The 16,378-nt window shown below is 69.3% G+C and carries 13 protein-coding genes and 1 riboswitch; of the genes, 8 read left to right on the plus strand and 5 right to left on the minus strand.

Features of this window, described 5'->3' with window-relative positions:
* Positions 1 to 63 precede the first annotated feature (63 nt).
* Positions 64 to 1,440, minus strand: a complete 1,377-nt coding sequence (locus QK444_RS05800; protein WP_282777820.1) for a phosphomannomutase/phosphoglucomutase — start codon at positions 1,438 to 1,440, stop codon at positions 64 to 66.
* Between the two features lie 79 nt (positions 1,441 to 1,519).
* Positions 1,520 to 1,915, minus strand: a complete 396-nt coding sequence (locus QK444_RS05805; protein WP_186000702.1) for a DUF3499 domain-containing protein — start codon at positions 1,913 to 1,915, stop codon at positions 1,520 to 1,522.
* 643 nt (positions 1,916 to 2,558) lie between these two features.
* On the opposite strand from QK444_RS05805, the gene QK444_RS05810 reads away from it, so the two are divergent.
* Positions 2,559 to 3,038, plus strand: a complete 480-nt coding sequence (locus QK444_RS05810; RefSeq protein WP_162836498.1) for a metallopeptidase family protein — start codon at positions 2,559 to 2,561, stop codon at positions 3,036 to 3,038.
* A 767-nt stretch (positions 3,039 to 3,805) separates the two neighbouring features.
* On the opposite strand, the gene QK444_RS05815 is transcribed toward QK444_RS05810, so the two are convergent.
* Entirely contained in the window at positions 3,806 to 4,072 is a 267-nt protein-coding gene (locus QK444_RS05815; RefSeq protein ID WP_169335033.1) for a WhiB family transcriptional regulator, read from the minus strand.
* A gap of 584 nt (positions 4,073 to 4,656) precedes the next feature.
* Here QK444_RS05815 and cofD point away from each other — a divergent pair.
* From cofD to QK444_RS05835, 4 genes are all read left to right on the plus strand, one after another.
* Positions 4,657 to 5,616 carry a 2-phospho-L-lactate transferase gene (gene cofD / locus QK444_RS05820; RefSeq protein WP_282777836.1) on the plus strand — a complete coding sequence of 320 codons (960 nt, stop codon included), beginning with the start codon at positions 4,657 to 4,659 and terminating at the stop codon, positions 5,614 to 5,616.
* Positions 5,613 to 6,968: a coenzyme F420-0:L-glutamate ligase gene (locus QK444_RS05825; protein WP_282777824.1), complete on the plus strand. Its 1,356-nt coding sequence runs from the start codon at positions 5,613 to 5,615 to the stop codon at positions 6,966 to 6,968. Before cofD ends, QK444_RS05825 begins: the two co-directional genes overlap by 4 nt.
* A 28-nt stretch (positions 6,969 to 6,996) precedes the next feature.
* The gene (locus tag QK444_RS05830) at positions 6,997 to 7,515 is read left to right on the plus strand and encodes an NUDIX domain-containing protein (protein ID WP_282777826.1); all 519 of its coding nucleotides are present in this window, start codon (positions 6,997 to 6,999) and stop codon (positions 7,513 to 7,515) included.
* A 184-nt stretch (positions 7,516 to 7,699) separates the two neighbouring features.
* Positions 7,700 to 7,867, plus strand: a riboswitch (FMN riboswitch).
* A gap of 55 nt (positions 7,868 to 7,922) precedes the next feature.
* Entirely contained in the window at positions 7,923 to 8,387 is a 465-nt protein-coding gene (locus QK444_RS05835) for a 6,7-dimethyl-8-ribityllumazine synthase (protein WP_255222221.1), read from the plus strand.
* A 142-nt stretch (positions 8,388 to 8,529) separates the two neighbouring features.
* Here the strand turns inward: QK444_RS05835 and QK444_RS05840 are convergent, their stop codons facing one another.
* The gene (locus tag QK444_RS05840) at positions 8,530 to 9,906 is read right to left on the minus strand and encodes a cation:dicarboxylase symporter family transporter (protein ID WP_282777828.1); all 1,377 of its coding nucleotides are present in this window, start codon (positions 9,904 to 9,906) and stop codon (positions 8,530 to 8,532) included.
* Between the two features lie 121 nt (positions 9,907 to 10,027).
* Here QK444_RS05840 and QK444_RS05845 point away from each other — a divergent pair, with 121 nt between their 5' ends.
* From QK444_RS05845 to QK444_RS05855, 3 genes are all read left to right on the plus strand, one after another.
* Positions 10,028 to 11,584: a sensor histidine kinase gene (locus QK444_RS05845; protein WP_282777830.1), complete on the plus strand. Its 1,557-nt coding sequence runs from the start codon at positions 10,028 to 10,030 to the stop codon at positions 11,582 to 11,584.
* Positions 11,585 to 11,753: 169 nt separating this feature from the next.
* Positions 11,754 to 12,446, plus strand: coding sequence for a response regulator (locus QK444_RS05850; RefSeq protein WP_282777838.1), 693 nt, complete (start codon positions 11,754 to 11,756; stop codon positions 12,444 to 12,446).
* Between the two features lie 343 nt (positions 12,447 to 12,789).
* On the plus strand, positions 12,790 to 13,947 hold the full coding sequence (locus tag QK444_RS05855; protein ID WP_282777831.1) for an alkane 1-monooxygenase: 1,158 nt from the start codon (positions 12,790 to 12,792) through the stop codon (positions 13,945 to 13,947).
* Positions 13,948 to 14,134: 187 nt separating this feature from the next.
* Here the strand turns inward: QK444_RS05855 and QK444_RS05860 are convergent, their stop codons facing one another.
* Positions 14,135 to 16,225 carry an NAD(+) synthase gene (locus tag QK444_RS05860; protein WP_282777833.1) on the minus strand — a complete coding sequence of 697 codons (2,091 nt, stop codon included), beginning with the start codon at positions 16,223 to 16,225 and terminating at the stop codon, positions 14,135 to 14,137.
* Positions 16,226 to 16,378 lie beyond the last annotated feature (153 nt).

Raw genomic sequence — 16,378 nt, forward strand, 5'->3', positions numbered from 1 at the left:
TGCCACCTCCCCTCATCGGGTCACCCGCGGGCGAATCCACGCTCTGTGATTCCACTATTCCAGTCAGCCGCGCACGATGCTCAGAATCTCGGTTACGAGTGCGTCTACATCCTCCTGCGATCGGGCTTCGACGTTGAGGCGCAGCAGCGGTTCGGTATTGGAGGCCCGCAGGTTGAACCACGCACCCGCGGGCAACTGCACGGTCACGCCGTCGAGCCGGTCCACCGAGCTGGCCCGGTCGCGGAACGCCTCGACCACCGCCGTGGTCCGCTCCTTCGCATCCGCCACTGTGGAGTTGATCTCCCCGGAGGCCGCATATGTTGCATAGGCGGATGCGAGCTCGGACATCGGGCGGTCCTTCTCGCCCAGCGCGGCCAGCACGTGCAGGGCCGCCAACATGCCGGAATCCGCGCCCCAGAAGTCGCGGAAGTAGTAGTGCGCGGAATGTTCGCCGCCGAAGATCGCGCCGGTGGCGGCCATCTGCTGCTTGATGAAGGAGTGGCCGACGCGGGTGCGCACCGGGGTACCGCCGAGCTCGGCCACCAGCTCCGGCACCGCCTTGGAGGTGATCAGATTGTGGATGATGGTCGCGCCCGGTTCCTTGGCCAGCTCACGCTCGGCCACCAGCGCGGTCACCGCCGACGGGGAGACCGGTTCGCCCTTCTCGTCCACCACGAAGCAGCGGTCGGCGTCGCCGTCGAAGGCCAGCCCGATATCGGCCCCGGTCTTGCGGACGTACTCCTGCAGATCCACCAGATTCTTCGGATCCAGCGGATTGGCTTCGTGATTGGGGAAGGTGCCGTCGAGTTCGAAATAGAGCGGTTCGATCGTGAACTGCGGCAGCGTGCCCAGCACGGCGGGCACGGTGAAACCGCCCATGCCGTTGCCCGCGTCCACGGCGATGCGCAGCGGGCGGGACGCGCTCAGATCGACCAGTTCGTGCAGGTAGGCCGCGTAGGCGGAGAGCAGGTCCTGCTCGGAGGCGGTGCCCGCCGCGCCGTCGTAGGCGGGCACACCGTTGATCACCTCGTCGGTGATGGTGGCCAGGCCGGTGTCCTGCCCGACCGGCAGCGCCTTGGCGCGGCACAGCTTGATGCCGTTGTACCGGGCCGGGTTGTGCGAGGCGGTGAACATCGCACCCGGGCAGTCGAGATGGCCGGAGGCGAAGTACAACTCGTCGGTGGAGGCCAAGCCGATGTGGATCACGTCGAGGCCCTGGGCCTGGACGCCCGCGGCGAAGGCGGCGGACAGCGCGGGGGAGGAATCACGCATATCGTGACCGATCACGACCTGCCGCGCGCCCTCTTCGCGCATCAGCCGCGCGAACGACGCGCCGACATCCTTGACGAAATCCGCGTCGATCTGTTCGCCCACTACCCCGCGAACGTCGTACGCCTTGATCACTGCATGAACGGAATCGGCAGACCGGGCGACTGTCATAGCCAACACCCTAGTAGGAGAACCGCTGTGCTGGTCCGCCTGCCCGACTTCAGCGCCCGGTCGAGTGCGCATCGGGGGATCAGTTCGGTGGGTCGGGCAGGACCCGGAGGTGACCGCGGCGTCCCGTGCGGCCGGTGCGGGTGGTGCGCTGCGGGGGTGCGTAGTCGGAGTAGCCGGGTTGTTCCGGTTCCGGTGACCGTCGCCGTAGCCCCGCTTCGCGCACGGCCTCGGCCAGGGCGGTCAGGTCGTCGTCATCCGGTGTGCTGGACGAGAAGCCGCCCTCGTGCCGCACCATCTCCCACCCCTTCGGGGCGGTAATCCGGGACGCATGTGTTTCACACAGGTCCCAGGAGTGCGGCTCGGCCACCGTGGCCAGCGGCCCGACCACGGCCGTCGACTCGGAGTACACATAGGTCAGCGTCGCTACGGCCGGGTTCTTGCAGCCTGGACGGCAGCAACGACGCATGGGAATCACGCCAAGCAGGGTAACCCCCCTCACGCCTCGCCGGGGACAGACACGCTCAATGTTGCCGGTCTCACTCCGGCGGGTCCCCCGCATACAGGGCCTTTCCTGCCAGCGATCCCACCCCGAATCCCGGTGGGATCGACACCGCCTCCCCACCACCCGCAACCACCGCGTGTAACCCGCCGACCACCCCGAACCCCAGCGGCACACCCCTGTCCGCCACTCCGCCGAGCCGCGCACCCCCACAACGCGATCCGGGCCACCCGACCGTCGGCCGCCCCCGGAAGACTGCCCCGTCCAGACCGCCGGACGACCACCTCATCCACGCTACGAACACCCCTGCACCCGCTGTCCGCGTCGCGCTGCGTTGTGTCCTCATCGGCGCGACGGCTGCTGTTGCGTGTGCTTTCGGTGTTGCGCTGCGTTGTGTCCGCATCGGTGCCACGGCTGGCTCTACGTGCACTCTCCGATTCGCGGCGCGTCCCGGTTCTGGACTGACCGGAGCGGAGGAGCGAAGCGGGGGAGCGGAGGGAGGGAAGAACCGGGACTTTCAGCGCCGCGTATCCGCCCGGAGCGCAGCGGAGGGCAGATCGAACACAGCCGCGAATCCGCCGGAGCGGAGCGGAGGCAATCAACACAGTAGATTCATCGTATGACCCGTTCACGTAAGAGGCGACCGCCCACCGCGCGGTCGGTGATCCGCCGCGGGCGGGGTGTGCGCGGGCCGATGTTGCCGCCGACCGTTCCGGCTTGGCGCACTCGCGGCCAGCAGTTCGACCGTCTCGTGCTGGAGGCGTTCGCGCCCCTCGACGGCCGCTGGCACGACCGTCTCACGAAGCTCGATATCGCGGTCGACGACGTCCCGAAAATCCGTCCGCTGCATCCGGATTCGGTCACCTGGCCGGATGAGGTGGTGGCCGACGGCCCGGTGCCGCTGTCCCGGTTGATCCCCGCGGGCGTGGACCGCCACGGTGTGGCCACCCGCGCCCGCGTGGTGCTGTTCCGCAAACCCCTGGAGTTGCGCGCCAGCGACCCCGACGACCTGGTGGATCTGCTACGCGAGGTGCTGGTCCAGCAGATCGCCACCTATCTCGGCGTGGACCCGGACGTCATCGACCCGGCCCCGGAGTAGTCCGGGGTTTCCACCGCACAGACCCGGCCGGGACGTGTCCGGGGCTCCCGCCGCCCTCGGGGCGTCGGCGCTCGCCGCGCCGGATGCCACCGGCCGACGAGGCATCTCCACGCGTCCCGCCCGCCCGGCGTTCGCGCCGCGCGGACGGTCACCGGTGCGGTGTGGCCCCCGTGCCGTGGCCACCTTCCGCGCCGCACGTCCGGACTCGGTGGGTCTCCGGCCGACGCACGCATCGCCGTGGCCGATTGGATGGTGCCGTGCGTGTCGCGCACCGGTACGGCGCGATAGGTTGGTAGCTGAACGCGCTACGAGCGGGTGCCCGCACTGGGCAGGGCCGCAGTTGCGAGCGGCGACCCACCGATGTGGTCCGTGTCGTGGGGCGCGCTGCGAGACGACGCCGTGTTGTGAAGCCGCGCTGTGCCGCTCACCGGCTCCGCGCTGGCACAAACCCGGTCGTGTCGGTGCGGGGGTGCCGTGTGGGTGTGCCGCTGGGGAGGGTTGGTCACCCGCAGTGCCGTGCGGGCTGGGGAGTCGAGTGGGTTTGCCGCTCGGGACGATTGGTCACCCGTATGCCGCGGCGGGTTCGGGGCCGCGCGGATCGTGTTGGGGTGCTGGGATCTTGGAGTGCTGGGGAGTGGCCCGCCCTCATCGGATCTCGTCGCGGTGGTCGCGACGGGACCGGGGGCCTACTCGTCCCGCTGTGCTACCTCGCCACCGCGGCGGCGGGGTGGAAACTCAGGTGATGCAACGGGTTCCGCTGCGGTACCTCAGATGATGCCGCGCTTGAGGCGGCGGCGTTCCCGTTCGGAGAGCCCGCCCCAGATGCCGAAGCGCTCATCGTGGGCGAGGGCGTACTCGAGGCATTCGTCGCGGACCTCGCAGCCGGAGCAGATGCGCTTGGCCTCGCGGGTGGAGCCACCCTTCTCCGGGAAGAACGCCTCGGGGTCGGTTTGGGCGCACAGCGCCCGCTCCTGCCACTGTTCGGCGTCCATCTCCCGGCTCGAACGCGCGACGGCGTCGAGCATGTCGTCCATTCCGGTGACGATCAGGCTGAGCCGTGGCGCTTCCGGTTGGATCTGCGTGCGGGCCCACTGTCCCCCGTGGTGCCGTGTCGTCATGTCACCCCCCTCGTATCCGATTCGGTTGTCGGCGCAGAAGTCTGGTGCTGCGCCTGCTGTGGAATCGGTTTGCGATACACCGCCCGGAATGCCTGACGGGGCCAGCTCATCGGCCATCGCTCCGCCTCCTCACTGTGTGTTAGCGCAGAATGATTAATCCGTCGACAGCCGTTCCCACCGACGGCCCAACACCGCGACGTTGTCCCGCGGACATCCCCGAGCTAGCGCCATTCCGGTGCGAACATCTGTTCGAAAACCCGTTCGCGCCTTGCTCTCTCGCGCGAACCCGGAATGACATGCCTGTGATTAGACACGCCGGGCGTGGCGGTGGTCAAGCCGCCGAAGCTATTCCGTTACCATCCACGACCCCTTTACCCGAACCGGAGCGACTCAAACCAGCAAATGACCGGCAAATATGGCGTGCGGCGGGTTCGCGCGGCGACCGCATAGGCTGTGCGGATGTGACTGGAGAACAAGCGGAGAGCGCGCCCGGCGCCGGCCTGTGGATCGCGGTCCTGGTCGGTGGCGTCGGCGGCGCGCGGTTCCTGCAGGGCGTGCGTGAGCTACTGCCCGGCGCGGATGTGACGGCCATCGTCAATGTCGGCGACGACGTCTGGATGCACGGCCTGCGTATCTGCCCTGACCTGGACACCTGCATGTACACCCTGGGTGGCGGCATCGACCCGGAGCGCGGCTGGGGACACGCGAACGAGACCTGGAACGCCAAGGAGGAGCTCGCGAGATATCAGGCTCAGCCCGATTGGTTCGGGTTGGGGGATCGCGATATCGCCACCCATCTCATCCGCAGTGAAATGCTGCGCCAGGGATACCCGCTCTCGGCGGTCACCGAGGCCCTCTGCAATCGCTGGCAACCCGGCGTGACGCTGCTCCCGGCAACCGACGACAGGTGTGAAACGCACGTAGTAATCGATGATCCGGACAACGCTGGCGAACGCCGCGCGATCCATTTCCAGGAGTGGTGGGTTCGCTACCGGGCCAACGTAGAGACCCATGGATTTGTGACTATTGGGGCGGATGTGGCGAAACCAGCTCCGGGTGTGACGGAAATCATAGAATCCGCGGATGCGGTGCTGCTGGCCCCCTCCAACCCCGTCGTGAGCATCGGAGCCATCCTGGCCGTGCCCGGCATTCGCGGCGCGCTGCGCACCACCACCGCCAAGGTAGTCGGTATCGCACCGGTGATCGGTGGAAAACCGTTGCGCGGCATGGCCGATGCCTGTCTGTCGGTGATCGGCGTCTCGTCCGACGCCGAAGCCGTCGGCAACCACTACGGCGCGCGCTCGGCCACGGGCATCCTGGACGGTTGGCTGGTGCACAGCACCGATACCGCCGCGGTCCCGGGCGTCGAGGTGCGCAGCGTGCCGCTGCTCATGACCGATCCGGCCGCCACCGCCGAGATGGTGCGCGAGGCCCTGGACATCGCGGGAGTCAAGCCGTGAGCGCGGAGCCTGTGATCGACCACGCGGTGGGCGGCGAACTGCGCATCCTGCCCGTCCACGGCCTGCCCGAATTCCGCCCCGGCGACGACCTGGCCGATGCCCTCGCGGCTCGGGCGCCCTGGCTGGCGGACGGGGACATCCTGGTGGTCACCAGCAAGATCATCGCCAAGGTCGAGGGCCGCATCGTGGCGGCCCCGGCCGAGCCGGAGGCGCGCGACACCGCGCGCCGGGAACTGGTGGCGCGGGAGGCGGTGCGGGTGCTGGCCCGCAAGGGTCGCACCCTCATCACCGAGAACAAGCTCGGCATCGTGCAGGCCGCCTCCGGGGTGGACGGCTCCAATGTCGAACAGGGCGAACTGGTGCTGCTCCCGGTCGATCCCGACGCCAGCGCCAAGGCATTGCGCACCGCACTGGCCGACCGGCTCGGCGTGCGGGTCGCCGTGGTGGTCACCGACACCATGGGCCGCGCCTGGCGCAACGGCCAGACCGATACCGCCATCGGCGCGTCGGGCCTGCGGGTGCTGCACGACTACAACGGGGCGGTCGACGGACAGGGCAATGAACTGCACGTCACCCAGGTCGCGGTCGCCGACGAACTGGCCGCCGCCGCCGACCTGGTGAAGGGCAAACTCGCCGGTGTGCCCGTGGCCGTGGTGCGCGGATTCGAATACGGCGATGACGGCTCCACCGCCGCGGATCTGCTGCGCCGCGGCGCGGAGGATCTGTTCTGGCTGGGCACCGCCGAGGCCATCGACCAGGGCCGCCGGGAGGCGCTGCTGCTGCGCCGCTCGGTGCGGCAGTTCGCCGACACCCCGGTGCCGCCGGAGATCATCCGCTCCGCCGTCGCCGACGCCCTCACCGCACCGGCTCCCCACCACACCCGCCCGGTGCGCTTCGTCTGGGTGCGCGAGCGCGGGCTGCGCACGCGCCTATTGGAGGCCATGGCGGAGAAGTGGCGCGCCGACCTCACCGCCGACGGCCTGAGCCCCGAACGCGTGGAGCGGCGGGTCGCCCGGGGCCGCATCCTCTTCGACGCCCCCGAGGTGATCATCCCGTTCTGCGTGCCCGACGGCGCGCACGACTATCCCGACGCCACCCGCCGCGCGGCCGAGTCCACCATGTTCACCGTGGCGGTCGGCGCGGCCGTCCAGGGCCTGCTGGTCGCCCTCGCCACCCGGGGCGTCGGCAGCTGCTGGATCGGCTCGACCATCTTCGCGCCGGAGCTCACCCGTGATGTACTCCGCCTGGAGGACGATTGGAATCCCCTGGGGGCCATCGCGATCGGCTACCCGCCGGAGGAATTGGCGCCCCGCGAACCGCGCGATTCCGGCGTCGGTCTGGTGGAACTGTGAGCCGTCGATTACTGCCGGGGGTGCCCGCGTGAGCGCGGAATCACTGCACAAGTCGGCGGTCGAACTGCTCGAAACCTGGTCGCCGCCAACGGCATCCGACGCATCCCTGCGCGAGGCCATGTTGGCGTTCCTGGGCTCGGCCCCGCGCGGCTGCCTGCGCGAGCACGCACCGGGCCACATCACCGCCTCGGCGGTGGTCTTCTCCCACGACGGCGGTGAGGTGTTGCTGACCCTGCATCCGAAGGTGGGCCGCTGGATTCAGCTGGGCGGCCACTGCGAGGAGGCCGACGATACGGTGTCGGCGGCCGCCTTCCGGGAGGCCACCGAGGAATCCGGCATCCCGGGCCTGGTCCTGGAGCCCGGCCTCTACGGCGCGCAGGCCCACCCCATCACCTGTTCGCTCGGCGTCCCCACCCGCCACCTGGATCTGCTCTTCCGCATCCGCGCCCCCGAGGGCGCCGTGCCGGTGCGCAGCGCGGAATCCACGGACCTGCGCTGGTGGCCGGTCGACGCCCTGCCCGACGACGCGGACGTCCTGCTGCGCTGACCGCGCCGCTGCATGGCGAAGAATCTCGAATCCGGCCGCGGGGTGCAGGGCACCCTCGTCACCCGTGCCGCACCCGGACCAGGCACTGCGGCACGTGTAGCACGGGTGCGGGATTTCGGCGGTGCTCCCGCCCATCGGGCACGCCGGTTTCCGGGTGGCGGCACCCGTGTTATGTTCGGCGAGTACACGTTCTCAGGGCGGGGTGGAAGTCCCCACCGGCGGAAATGGCGTCCGGACCGATCCGGTGCGCACGAGCCCGCGAGCGCCGCACGGTTCACGGACCAGGCGGGTCGAGCAGATTCCGGTGTGATTCCGGAGCCGACGGTCACAGTCCGGATGGAAGAGAACGCGGCGCATCAGCCTTCCCGTCGAACGCGGGTGGGCCTGTTCGCGTCGCCTTGCCCTGGGTGACAGCGAACAGGAGGAAACTCATGTCACCCACTCGGATCGCCCTCGTCGCCGCGCGTTGGCATGCCGACATCGTCGACCGGGCCGTCGAGGCCGCTCGGATCGCACTGGCCGACCACGGCTTCACCGAGGTCGACGTGATCGAGGTGCCCGGCGCGTTCGAAATTCCGCTGCGGGTCCGGCGTTTGGCCGCCAGCGGCGAGTACGCCGGAATCGCCGGTGTGGCGCTCGTGGTGGACGGCGGCATCTACCGGCACGACTTCGTGGCCGCCACCGTCGTGGACGCGCTCATGCGGGTGCAGTTGGAGACCGATGTGCCGGTGTTCTCGGCCGTGCTCACCCCGCATCACTTCCATGAGCACGCCGAGCACCTGGAGTATTTCGCGCGCCACTTCACGGTCAAGGGAACGGAATTGGCGAATGCCATCGCGGCCACGGTGAGCGTGCCCGCCGCGGCGTCCTGATCCGGAAGACGCGGACGTCCCCGCACCGCTGCCGCGCCCGCTGTGGGCTGCGGGGGCATGGGGGTGCGGGGACGCCGGCCGCCGATTCGCCAGGGGTGCGTCTCGGCGGCGACTGGTTTCGGCCCGGGAAGTGTTGGGCAGATCAGGCCGAAACCAGGGTCTTCTTCGCTTCCGGCTCGGGTGCGGGTGCGGGATGGTCGTCCACCATGGTGGTCTCGTCGAAGGGCAGCTTGCGGTCCAGCACGTCGCGCACCTGCCCGGCGTCGATGGTCCGGGTCCAGGTGCCGACCAGCACGGTGGCGACGGCATTGCCCGAGAAGTTGGTCAGCGCACGGGCTTCGGACATGAAGCGGTCGATGCCGACGATGATGCCGACCCCGTCCAGCAGGTCGGGCCGGTGTGACTGGAGCCCGCCCGCGAGCGTCGCCAAGCCCGCACCGGTCACCCCCGCCGCGCCCTTCGACGCCACGATCATGAACAGCAGCAGTCCCAGCTGTTCGCTCCACGCCAGCGGCTGGCCCATGGCATCGGCGATGAACAGGGTCGCCATGGTCAGGTAGATGGCGGTGCCGTCCAGGTTGAACGAGTATCCGGTCGGCACCACCACGCCCACGGTGGTGCGCTCCACCCCGAGGTGCTCCATCTTGGCGATGAGCCGCGGCAGCGCGGACTCCGAGGAGGAGGTGGCCACGATCAGCAGGTACTCGCGCGCCAGGTACCGCACCAGTTTGAAGATCGACACCTTGGCCACGGCCCACATCAGCACGCCGAGCACCCCGAACACGAACACCACGCAGGTGAGGTAGAAGGCGATCATCAGCACCGCCAACTGCTTGACCGCGTCGAGTCCGGTGCGGGCCACCACATTCGCGATGGCGCCGAACGCGCCGACCGGAGCCAGCCACAGGATCATGGTGAGAATCCGGAACACCAGCTTCTGCAGCAGCGCCACCCCGCGCAGCAGCGGTTCACCGGTCGGACCCATGGCCTGGATGGCGAAACCCACCAGCAGGGCCACGAACAGCGCCTGCAGCACACTACCGGCGGTCAGCGACGACACCAGCGTGGTGGGCACGATGCCGGAGATGAAGTCCCAGGTGCCGCCGGCGCCGTGGGCGTCCTCGGCGTACTTGGCGGCGGCTCCGGCGTTCGCCGACAGGTCGAGGCCGGTACCCGGCTGCAGCAGGTTGCCGACCACCAGGCCGATGGCCAGCGCGGCCGTCGACATGAGCAGGAAGTAGGCGACGGCCATGCCGCCCACCTTGCCGACCCGCGCGGCCGCCCGGACCGAACCGATGCCGAGCACGATGGTGCAGAAGATGACCGGCGCGATCATCATCTTGATCAGGCTCACGAACAGAGCGCCCAGCTCACCCACGGACTTGCCGAACCCGGGGGCCAGCCAGCCCACCAGGATGCCCGCCAGCACCGCCACGATGACCGCCGAATACAGCCAGTGGGTACGGTCGCGGCGGGGTCGCCGCGCTGTCGTCTCGCCGGACGCTGTCGCTTCGCTCATCGGGGTTGTCCTTCGCCGTTCGCTGCGTGAGCGCACTCACACACTTTTCGGTCAGAATGATGGGCCGCGGCAGTGATGCCGGTCACTGTTTCGTTCATTACGTTCACGGAAGGGCCACCGGGTGAAACGACGAGTCCAGCGCCGTCGGCGCAGTCTGGCCGGACAGGTGTTCGTGGTGCAGCTGGTGGTGTTGGCGCTGGTCATCGGCGCGGGCACGGCCCTGGGGGTCTTGCAGACGCGGCGCGAGCGCGACGAGGCGACCCGCCGTCAGGTGATCGATGTGGCCGTGACGCTGGCGCAGGCCCCGTCCACCCTGGCGGCGCTGCGCAGCCCCGATCCGCCCGCACTGCTGCAACCGGTGACCGAACGGATCCGCACCAGCGTCGGCATGGATTTCATCGTGGTGATGGCTCCCGACCGCACCCGCTACACGCACACCGATCCGGGGCGCATCGGAAAACCGTTCAGTGGCACCATCGACCGGGCGCTGGCGGGGGAGACCTTCACCGAGACCTACGCCGGGAGCCTGGGGCCGTCCATGCGCGCGGTGACGCCGGTGCGCGATGCCGACGGCCGCATCGTGGCGCTGGTCTCGGCGGGCGTCACCCGGGCCCGGATCGGCGATCAGGTGGAGGAGCAGCTGCCCGGCATCCTCGGCATCGCGGCGGCGGGCCTGGTGTTGGCGACCATCGGATCACTGTTGTTGCGGCGCAGGCTGTTGCGGCAGACCCACGGCCTGGCTCCGGCCGAGCTGCGCGCGCTCTACGAGCATCACGAAGCGGTGCTGCATTCGGTGCACGAGGGGCTGCTCGTCTTCGACGCGGAGGGGGAGGACGCGGTGGTGGTGAACGACGAGGCGCGGCGGCTGCTCGGACTGCCGGAGGGGCGGGTGCGTCGGACGGATCTGCCGCAGTCGTTGCGGCAGTTGGGTTCCGACGCGGTGCGCGACGAGATGCACGTGACGCCGGACCACGTGCTGGTGGTGAACCAGGATGTGGTGGAGCGCGAGGGGCGGCGTATCGGTACCGTGGTCACCCTGCGCGACCACACCGAACTGCGGGATGTGCTGGGCGAACTCGATTCGGTGCGCGGTTTCGCCGACGCCCTGCGCGCGCAGGCGCACGAGGCGGCCAACCGGCTGCACACCGTCATCACCATGGTCGAACTCGGCCACACCCGCCAGGCCGTCGATTTCGCCACCGCCGAACTGGAGTTGACCCAGTCGCTCATCGACCGCATGACCGGTGCGGTGGCCGAACCGGCGGTGGTGGCGCTGCTGCTGGGCAAGGTCGAGCAGGCCGCCGAGTTCGGGGTGGAGCTCACCGTGAGCGGGGACACCGCGCTGGAGTCCACCGATCCGCTCACCCCGAACGAAATGGTCACGCTGCTGGGCAATCTCATCGACAACGCGCTCGACGCCGTCGGGCGCGACGACGACGCGTGGGTGGAGGTCACCGTGCGCAATGATCCGGAGGGACTGTTCGTGCGGGTGGCCGACAGCGGCGCGGGGATGTCCGAGGAGGTGTTCACCCGCGCCACCGAACGCGGGTATTCGACCAAGACCGACCATCACGGGCTCGGGCTCGCCCTGGTGCGCCGGTTGGTGACGCGGCACGGCGGTGAGCTGCGTGCGGTGCGCACGCCGGAATCGGCTGTGGTCGTGAGGTTTCAGCGATGACGGGAAGCGCGGTCGCCGCGCGGGCGCGGTGGAACTCGGTGACGGGAAGGAACTCGGTGGGATGGATGTCGGCGCGATGGATGTCGGCGGAATGGATGTCGGTGGTGGGTCGCGCGCCGGTGCCGCGGCGGCGCGCGCGGCCGCGGCGGCGGATGGCGGGGTGCGCGCGATGATCAGGGTGCTCGTGGTGGAGGACGAACCCGCGATCGCCTCGGCGCACCGCTCGTATGTGGCGCGGGTGCCGGGTTTCGAGCCGGTGGCGGTGGCGCACAGCGGGCGCGCGGCGTTGGACGCGGTGGCCAAGGCCGCCCGCGCGGAGGAGCCGATCGATCTGGTGCTCATGGATATCGGGCTGCCCGATATGAGCGGCCTGGAGGTGGCCGCGGTGCTGGCGCGGTCGCGGCGGCGGCCGGATGTCATCGCCATCACCTCCGCGCGGGATCTCGAGGTGGTGCGGGCGGCGGTGGCGCACGGGGTGGTGCTGTATCTGCTGAAGCCGTTCACCTTCGCGGCCTTCCGCGACAAGCTGGAGCGCTACCTGGAGTTCCGGGCGGCGCTGCCCGACACCACCGACGCGGTGTCGCAGCAGGACATCGACCGGGCCTTCGGTGCGCTGCGCACCACCGATACCAGGGTGGGCACGCCCAAAGGTCTTGCGCCGCAGACCTTGCAGGAGATCACCCGGGTGCTGCGCGATGCCGACGCCGGGTTGACGGCCGGGGACGCGGGGCGGGCCATCGGGGTCTCGCGGGTCACCGCCTGGCGGTATCTGGAGCGGCTGGCCGATGACGGCGTGGTGCGGCGGCAAACCGACTATGGTCGCACCGGGCGGCCGCGCGTCCGCTATGTGTGGGGTCGGTGAGCGCGGCGAGCGAAAGTCGTTTCGCGCCTTCGCAGCTCCGCTGCGCCGGGCTGCGCTCACAACAATTTGGCATGAGAGGGTCGTACGGTTTGCTGCGTCCGGTGGATTACCGCAGTGCGGCTGCGAGTTCGCTCAGGGGGGTTACGCAGGTAGTGGAGTTCACCACGAGTTTGCCTGTGATGTGCGGTGATAGACATCATATCGGTAAGTCTCACGCAACCAACTGCCTGGCATGTAACCGTTGCCACCTTTGCTCGGCTGCGTGTGACGTAACGGCGGTAGGGTCTGTACATATCTACCTGCGAAGTTCCAAAGGTATCTAATTAGCGGGGCAAACGTGCAAATGGTTGGCAAACGTTCGGGTTCTCCCGATCCGAAACGCCACCTGTGGGTGTTGGGGTTGATTGCCCCGGGGTGTGCGTTGCTGCCCTCGCAGCTGGTGTTGCACACCGGCTCCGAGGTGTTCTGGTGGATCGGTCCGATCATCGTGCTCATCGTCATTCCGGTGCTGGACTGGGTCGTGGGAGAGGACGGCACCAATCCGCGCGACGAGGACTACGAGCTATTGTCCAACGACCGCTACTACCGCTGGTGCACCTACCTGTTCCTGCCCATCCAACTCATCGGCCTGATCATCGCCTGCTATATGTGGGCCGGTGACGAACTGACGCTGACCGACAAACTGGGCTTGGCGGCCACGCTCGGCTTCGTCAGCGGCATCGGCATCAATGCCGCGCACGAACTCGGGCATCGCGTCGAACACCTGGAGCGCTGGCTGTCCAAGATCGCGCTGGCGCAATCGGGCTACGGCCACTTCTTCGTGGAGCACAACCGTGGTCACCACGCTCGCGTGGCCACCCCCGACGATCCGGCCAGCGCGCGCATGGGCGAATCGCTGTGGGGGTTCCTGCCGCGCAGCATATTCGGCGGCTTCCGGTCCGCCATCACCCTGGAACGCGACCGGCTGCGCCGAAAGGGACACGGCTGGTGGAGTATCCACAACCACATCCTGCAGGCGTGGTCCATGACGCTCGTGCTGTTCGGCGGGCTGCTCCTCGCCTTCGGCTGGGCGGTGCTGCCCTACCTGCTGCTGCAAGCGGTGATCGGGGCCGGGCTGCTCGAGACGGTCAACTACGTCGAGCACTACGGTCTGCTGCGCCGCCGTCGCGCCAACGGCCACTGGGCCCGCTGCTCGCCGCGCGACAGCTGGAACTCCGACCGCCTGGTCACGAACATCTTCCTGTTCCACCTCCAGCGGCACAGCGACCACCACGCCAATCCCGGCCGCCGCTACCAAACCCTGCGCAGCTCCGACGAGGCTCCGCAACTTCCGGCGGGCTACGCCACCATGATCGTCCTGGCCCTCATCCCCCCGCTGTGGCGACTCGTCATGGACCCGCGCCTGCTGGCCCACTACGGCGGCGACATCAGCCAGGCCAATCTCCACCCCCGCAAACGCACTCGACTACTGACCCGCTACGGAGTGACAACCGCGGCCTGACCGGCCCGCCGAGCCGGTCCGCTCGGCTGCGACGCTCGGCTATTGCGTTGGGCCGCTGCGCTTGGGCAGTCTGCGCCAGGGGCGCAGGGTGGGCAAGCGCAGCACCCTCCGGGACAGGCACTTCTCCCAGCGCCGCTCCCGCCGTGCACCGCCTCAGCGAACTGCTCCGCGGCGCGTGCACACCCCCTCAGCGGTCCGGCACGTTGCGGTGCAGTTCGTCGATCCACGCGGCGGCCGAGGCGTCGCTCGGCGCCCGCCAGTCCCCGCGCGGGGAGAGCGACCCGCCCGAACCGACCTTGGGCGCGTTCGGCAGGGTGGAGCGCTTGAACTGGCTGGTCTGCACGAAGCGGTGCAGGAATTCGCCCAGCCAGTGCTTGATGGTGGCGAGGTCGTACTCGTTGCGCTGGTCGGCCGGGATCAGGTCGGGCCAGCGCCCTCGAGTGCGATCCCCCCACGCGTGCCGCGCCAGGTAGGCGATGCGGCTGGGCCGGTCACCGAAGCGCAGCAGATGGTAGAGGTGGAAGTCCTGAAGTTCGTAGGGTCCCACGGTGGCCTCGGAGCTCTGCGCGGGCGCGTCGCTGTCGCCGGGAATGAGCTCCGGTGAGATCTCGGTCGCCAGAATGGATTTCAGCACCTCGCTGGCCTCCGCCCCCAGACCATCGGTGTCGATGGTCCACGCCACCAGGAATTTCACCAGTGTCTTGGGCACCGACGCGTTCACGCTGTAGTGCGCCATGTGATCACCCACGCCGAAGGTGCACCAGCCGAGGGCCAGTTCGCTCAGATCGCCGGTGCCGACGACCAGCGCCCGGTGCATATTGGCCAGCCGGAACAGGTGTGAGGTGCGGTCCCCGGCCTGCACGTTCTCGTAGGTGACGTCGTACTGCGGCGCACCCTCGGCGGCCGGGTGTCCGAGATCCCGCAGCATCTGGGTGGACGACGGCCGGATGTCGATCTCGTGCGCCGTCGCCCCCACCGCGCGCATCAGCCGGCGCGCGTCCTCCAGGGTGCGGGTGCTGGTGCCGAAGCCGGGCATGGTGTAGGCCAGCACATTCGAGCGCGGCAGCCCCAGCCGGTCCATGGTCTTGGCGGCGACGATCAGCGCCACGGTGGAGTCCAGACCGCCCGACACCCCGATGACGACCCGCTGCGAGCCGGTGGCCGCCATGCGCGTGCTCAGGCCCTCGACCTGGATGTGGTGCACCTCGGCGCAGCGCTCGTTGCGGCTGGCCGGATCGGCCGGGACGTAGGGGAAGCGCGGGATCTCCCGGCGCAGCGGCACCGCGCCGTCGGGAACCGGCAGGTCGAGGTCGATGCGCCGGAAGCGGCGCAGCCGGTCGCGGTGGTCGTGCACATTGTCGGCGAAGCTGGTCATGCGCAGCCGGTCGGCGGCCAGCCGGTGCAGGTCGATATCGGCCGTCACCAGTTGGGGCTGTGCGGCGAACCGTTCGCCTTCGGCCAGCGGATTGCCGTTCTCGCAGATGAGCGCCTGCCCGTCCCACGCCATATCGGTGGTCGACTCCCCGTGTCCGGCGGCCGAGTACAGGTAGGCGGCCATATAACGCGCCGAATGCGAGGTGCACAGGTCGCGGCGGTAGTCGGCCTTGCCGATGACGATATTGCTGGCGGACAGGTTCACCAGCACCGTCGCTCCCGCCAGCGCGGCGAATCCGCTGGGCGGCAACGGCACCCAGCCGTCCTCGCAGATCTCCAGGTGGGCGACGAAGCCGGGCACGTTCGCGGCCTGGAACAGCAGGTCGTCGCCGAACGGAACCCGTTGTCCGGCAATGGTGATGTGATCGTCGAGCGATTCTCGTGCCGCCGCGTACTGCCGTTTCTCGTAGAACTCCCGGTAGTTCGGCAGATAGCTCTTGGGCGCGGCGCCCAGTACCCGCCCGCCCTGGATCACGATGCCGCAGTTGAACAATCGCCCCTGTGTCCGCACCGGCGCACCCACCACCAGCACCGTGGCGATATCCGCGCTCTCGGCCACGATGCGCGCCAGCGCCGCCCCCACCGCGTCGTCGAGCGCGTCCTGATGGAACAGATCGTCGGCGGTATAGCTCGACACCCCCAGTTCCGGGAACACGGTCAGCACCGCCCCGCGCTCGGCCGTCTGCCGCGCCAGCCCCAGCGTCTGCTCGGCGTTGTAGGCCGGATCGGCCACCCGCACGCGCGGTACGGCCACCGCCACCCGCGCGAACCCGTGCCGATACAGCGAATCGAACGGCAGTTGCTGTGCCACCGGCGGCCCCTTACGTCCCGGCCAATCGATCATGCTCGCCCGCAAATCTACCCATGCCCGCCCGTGAAACCCACCAACCGCCCCGCAGGTTTCCGTCCCCGGGGCGTTCATCGGCCGATTCGATCCGCCGGGCACCCGCGGCGGCCGGGCGAGATTCGCCGCCGCGGCCCGCTGTGCGGCCGGCGA

The sequence above is a fragment of the Nocardia sp. CC201C genome (assembly GCF_030010695.1).
Lineage (GTDB): Bacteria > Actinomycetota > Actinomycetes > Mycobacteriales > Mycobacteriaceae > Nocardia > Nocardia otitidiscaviarum.